This is a genomic window from candidate division KSB1 bacterium (genome assembly GCA_022566355.1).
Lineage (GTDB): Bacteria > Zhuqueibacterota > JdFR-76 > JdFR-76 > DREG01 > JADFJB01.
The window spans coordinates 1-4,199 of record JADFJB010000204.1; the positions used below are offsets into that span (position 1 = coordinate 1).

Below are 4,199 nucleotides of genomic sequence, written 5' to 3' on the forward strand. Positions count from 1 at the left end.
CTATTTGCACAATTTCCATGGCCGGTCACGCAATTCGATCAGAGTCATGAAATTACAGGAAATTTTTCCGAATTTCGCGACACCGGAAGTTCGGATCATTTCCATAATGGTACGGATATCCCGAAACCTGATGGCTCGCCGGTTTACCCCGTCAAAGACGGTGTCGTAACCGCATTGGCTCGATCCGGCTCCAGTGCTTATGTTAGAGTGCAAGATATCGCTTATGTTCATATTAACCCAAGACCTTCATTGTCGGTTGGAGATTCTGTGTTTACTTCTCATTCCGTTTTGGGGACCATTATTCCTGGTCTTGGTCATGTTCATTTTACCAATGGGTTCGTCGGTTCCGAGCGCAACAGTATGCTGCCTAACGGGCTTTCACCCCTTGAGGATAAATGGGCGCCGATTATCCGGTATATTCGATTTTACCGCAACCTCAGTTTTGACCAATTCCCAAACGATAAGGTCAGCGACCTTGTAGATATCATAGTTAAAGTCGATGAACAAAACGGACCGCCTGCTGCCAGTCTTTCCCGCAGAAACAACGGCACCTATAAAATTGGCTATAAAATATTGTCTGCAGATCGATCGACTGTAGTCTATTCGCCGCCCAATGGTGGCAACCGATTTCAATTCGATACCAAACCAAGCAACTCTTATGTTCATAATGTTTTTTCCGATCAATTATCCAGCACAACAAGCCACGTTTATATCGTGACAAACAATCTGACCGGTGATAATTTTTGGAACACAACAACTCTACCAAAAGGTGAATATACGGTTATGGCTTTTGCTGAAGATACCTTCGGGAACGCCGATACTCTTTATTCCAGAGTTGAAGTGTCAGAAACGGATAATGTCCCGCCGGAACAACCGCTAATTAAATTTGTGGGAAGTGATTCACAACAACTTCAGGTTCGTTGGTATCCTAATGAAGATCCTGATTTGTTGGGCTATCGTTTATTCTTTTCCTTCGACAACGTTTCATGGCAACAACGGTTAAATGAATCCAGGTTAACCAAAACCAAAGTGGATACCAGCTTTAATGTCTCTCTAAACCGGGATATTTATTTCAGACTGCATGCTGTTGATAATGCCGTTTTTCAAAATGTTAGCATTCAATCAGATGTGTATGGCTCCAGCAATGTGAAACCCGAATTCAAAATACTAATCGTCGATGGCTTTGATCGAACTGAATCAAGCGGAAGCTGGCATCAACCCTGGCATGATTTTGCGTTACTCTATGGTAAAGCAATTGCAGAAAACGATTTTGGTTTTGAAACTGCCGCCAATGATGCAATTTTGGATAGCAGTATTGTTTTGGAGGATTATGATGCTGTGATGTGGCTTTTAGGGGATGAGTCTTTGGTGGATGAGACATTCGATTCCGTTGAACAGAATATACTTAAATCATACTTGGAACAGGGTGGCAATCTCTTTGTAAGTGGATCTGAGATTGCCTGGGACCTGGATCGTGACGGCAATACTGGATCGACCATTGCTGACGAGAAATTTCTTAATGATTATTTGAAAATCGATTTTGCAGGAAACAATGCAGACCTGTTAGCTGTCACGGGTGTCCAGGGGACAATTTTTGCAGGATTGGATTTTGGCTTTGGCGCTAACCCTTATGAAGAAGATTCGCCGGATTTTGTTACTCCGGTTGGAAATAACACCCTTGCAAATCTCAAATATAATTCCGATAAAATCGCCGCTATTCAATTTGAAGGCGTTTTTGGCGCAGGGGTAAAACCAGGGAAAATGGTTTATTTTGGCTTTCCATTTGAAACCATAACAAATTTAGAAGACCGAAACGAGGTGATGGCAAGGATTCTCAGCTATTTTTTCCCAACGACTTTGGTTGATAAAAAAGAAGAAACACCAACCGATTTTGTGCTTTTTCAAAATTACCCGAATCCATTCAATCCCAATACTACTATTTCTTATAGATTGCCGAAACCTTCCCGGGTCACAATATCTGTCTTGAATACATTGGGACAAAATATTCGAACCCTTGTGGATGAGAGAAAATCTGCCGGCAGGTTCACAATAACCTGGGATGGATTGAATAATCAAAGTTTACCGGTTACGAGTGGATTGTATTTAATCCAAATGCATGCATTCGGACTTGGTAAGGATTTAAATTATACTTTTAAAAAAAACATAAGAATGACATTAATTCGATAAGTTTGAACCTTAATTAATCATGTCAACTTGAAAGGAAAGGTGTTGTTTTATGCTTGTAATCATTAAAGACAATTATGATGAAATAAGCCGTGAGGGAGCAAAGCAAATAGCAACCCTTGTTAAGGCAAAACCTGATTGTGTCATTGGATTTGCTACCGGAAGCACGCCTCTTGGTATGTACAAGGAATTGATACGGTTGCACAAAGATGAAGGGCTGGACTTTTCTAAAGTCGTCACATTTAATTTGGATGAATATGTAGGTTTGGCTCCTTCCCATGAGCAAAGTTACAATTATTTTATGTGGGAAAATTTGTTTAAGCATATTAACATAGATCCCCGTTATGTTCATATTCCAATGGGAATCGCAGATGACATTGAGTTATTCTGTCAATGGTATGAAGATAAAATTAGTGAGTATGGGGGAATTGATGTGCAAATTTTGGGGATCGGAGTTAATGGTCATATTGCCTTTAATGAGCCTGGCTCCTCCCTGGGTTCCAGAACTCGGATAAAAACACTTAGTGAAAAAACCTGCCAGGACAATGCCCGCTTTTTTAAAAAACCGGAAGAAGTGCCGAAATATGCAATCACGATGGGTGTGGGTACTATCATGGAAGCAAAAAAGCTTTTGTTGTTGGCCAATGGCGCTGGAAAAGCGGATGCCATAAAGGCAACTGTGGAAGGACCGGTAATGGCAAAATTCCCGGCGACTATTGTGCAGCTGCATCAATTTGCAACCATACTCATTGACCATGATGCTGCTTCGAAACTTGAAGGGGATTACATTTGAATTTGGTCACAAATAACATACAAAAATGTCATTTAGGAAGTTGTGTGCTGAAATTTCAATCGGGCACCCGGCGAAAAAAGGATTGATTTTCTCAGAATAGGTTCACCGCTCTTATTTTGCTGTTCAACGTCCTCTTGTAGTACCTCAGCTTTTAAATGGTCCGGGGCTGCCCGGAACAGCATGATTAATTCCAGGTCTATGGTACTCAAATCGTTTAAAAACACACCGTCATATTTTTTTCTTATCTTGTGCAAACGCCAAACCAAGGTACCCGCAATGCCTGAAAGTACGATGAACCCCAAAACGGCGAAACCCGTAACCCAATAATGTTCCTCTAAAAAATGTTCCATCAGTCTAGGAATCAAGAGGGGTTGTGTTGTGAAAAAAGGTTTGATTCCTTCTTTTATATATGTCTAAATTAAACCTAGAAAAGCCAAGGCAATTTCATAATTCCGATAGGCCACTGCAATTACAATTAACATGACGGTAGAACATCAATTAGAAGGTGATAAAAATGGAATACAAAATTTTATATGCAGCTAACTAAAGAAATCGATTTAGAAATGAAAGTAATGGAGTACATGAAGTCTGGTTGGAAACCTATTGGTGGTCTTGCAATATATGATGATTCTCATGTAGAGTGTATTTGGTTTCATCAAGCAATGATCAAAGATGATTGACAGATAAGTAAATTATTATATCCCATCCCAAACTTTATTTTGATTCATGTGAAGTGTTTCAAAAGTGGGATATACTGATGCAAATCCTATTCTAGAATTAATTTGAAGATGACTTGAAAATCCAGGACAAGTGGCTGTGTATGGCAACACTAGTGAGCTGGGTATTATACAGTTAGTTCCTCTAGCAAGAAGTTAAGTTTCTCTAGCGAATCAGCAATAATTTTATAACTTTGAATTATCAAGAAATGGTTAGATAGGTTATTTTGATTATTTGTGTAATTGCCTCAATAGATTATTATTTCATATGTTTTGTGGAAAAATTTAGAAAATAATATATGCCAGTAACACCAAGTCCATTACGCTACCCCGGTGGCAAAACAATCTATGCAGAAATGTTAACGTCGGTCATTGATAATAATGACTTATCAAACTGTACATTTGTAGAGGCTTTTGCAGGAGGAGCAGGAGCAGCGATAACTTTGCTGCTAAGTGGAAAGGTGAAGTCTATTTTTCTAAATGATCTTGATCCTGCCATATATTCT

At 39.6% G+C, this 4,199-nt stretch carries 5 protein-coding genes; 4 read left to right on the forward strand and 1 reads right to left on the reverse strand.

The features are described from left to right. Nucleotides 1-2,187: hypothetical protein (locus IIC38_20120; protein ID MCH8128227.1), on the forward strand; the 2,187-nt coding region annotated here is incomplete at its 5' end. Between the two features lie 49 nt (nt 2,188-2,236). Beyond that, nucleotides 2,237-2,977: a glucosamine-6-phosphate deaminase gene (gene nagB, locus IIC38_20125; protein MCH8128228.1), complete on the forward strand. Its 741-nt coding sequence runs from the start codon at nt 2,237-2,239 to the stop codon at nt 2,975-2,977. A gap of 32 nt (nt 2,978-3,009) precedes the next feature. Here nagB and IIC38_20130 read toward each other — a convergent pair whose 3' ends face one another. Continuing rightward, a complete protein-coding gene (locus IIC38_20130; GenBank protein ID MCH8128229.1) occupies nt 3,010-3,327 on the reverse strand; it encodes a hypothetical protein in 318 nt (105 codons plus the stop codon). A 183-nt stretch (nt 3,328-3,510) separates the two neighbouring features. Here IIC38_20130 and IIC38_20135 point away from each other — a divergent pair, with 183 nt between their 5' ends. Together IIC38_20135 and IIC38_20140 are read left to right on the forward strand one after the other, a co-directional pair. Next, nucleotides 3,511-3,657, forward strand: coding sequence for a DUF1737 domain-containing protein (locus IIC38_20135; GenBank protein MCH8128230.1), 147 nt, complete (start codon nt 3,511-3,513; stop codon nt 3,655-3,657). Nucleotides 3,658-3,992: 335 nt separating this feature from the next. Then, on the forward strand, nt 3,993-4,199 hold a 207-nt coding region (locus IIC38_20140), incomplete at its 3' end, for a DNA adenine methylase (GenBank protein ID MCH8128231.1).

What these genes read in the sequence shown, in the direction of transcription:
- IIC38_20135 (MCH8128230.1), top strand. Translation starts at nt 3,511, where the DNA reads ATGCAGCTAACTAAAGAAATCGATTTAGAAATGAAAGTAATGGAGTAC.
- nagB (MCH8128228.1), top strand. Translation starts at nt 2,237, where the DNA reads ATGCTTGTAATCATTAAAGACAATTATGATGAAATAAGCCGTGAGGGA.
- IIC38_20130 (MCH8128229.1), bottom strand. Translation starts at nt 3,327, where the DNA reads ATGGAACATTTTTTAGAGGAACATTATTGGGTTACGGGTTTCGCCGTT.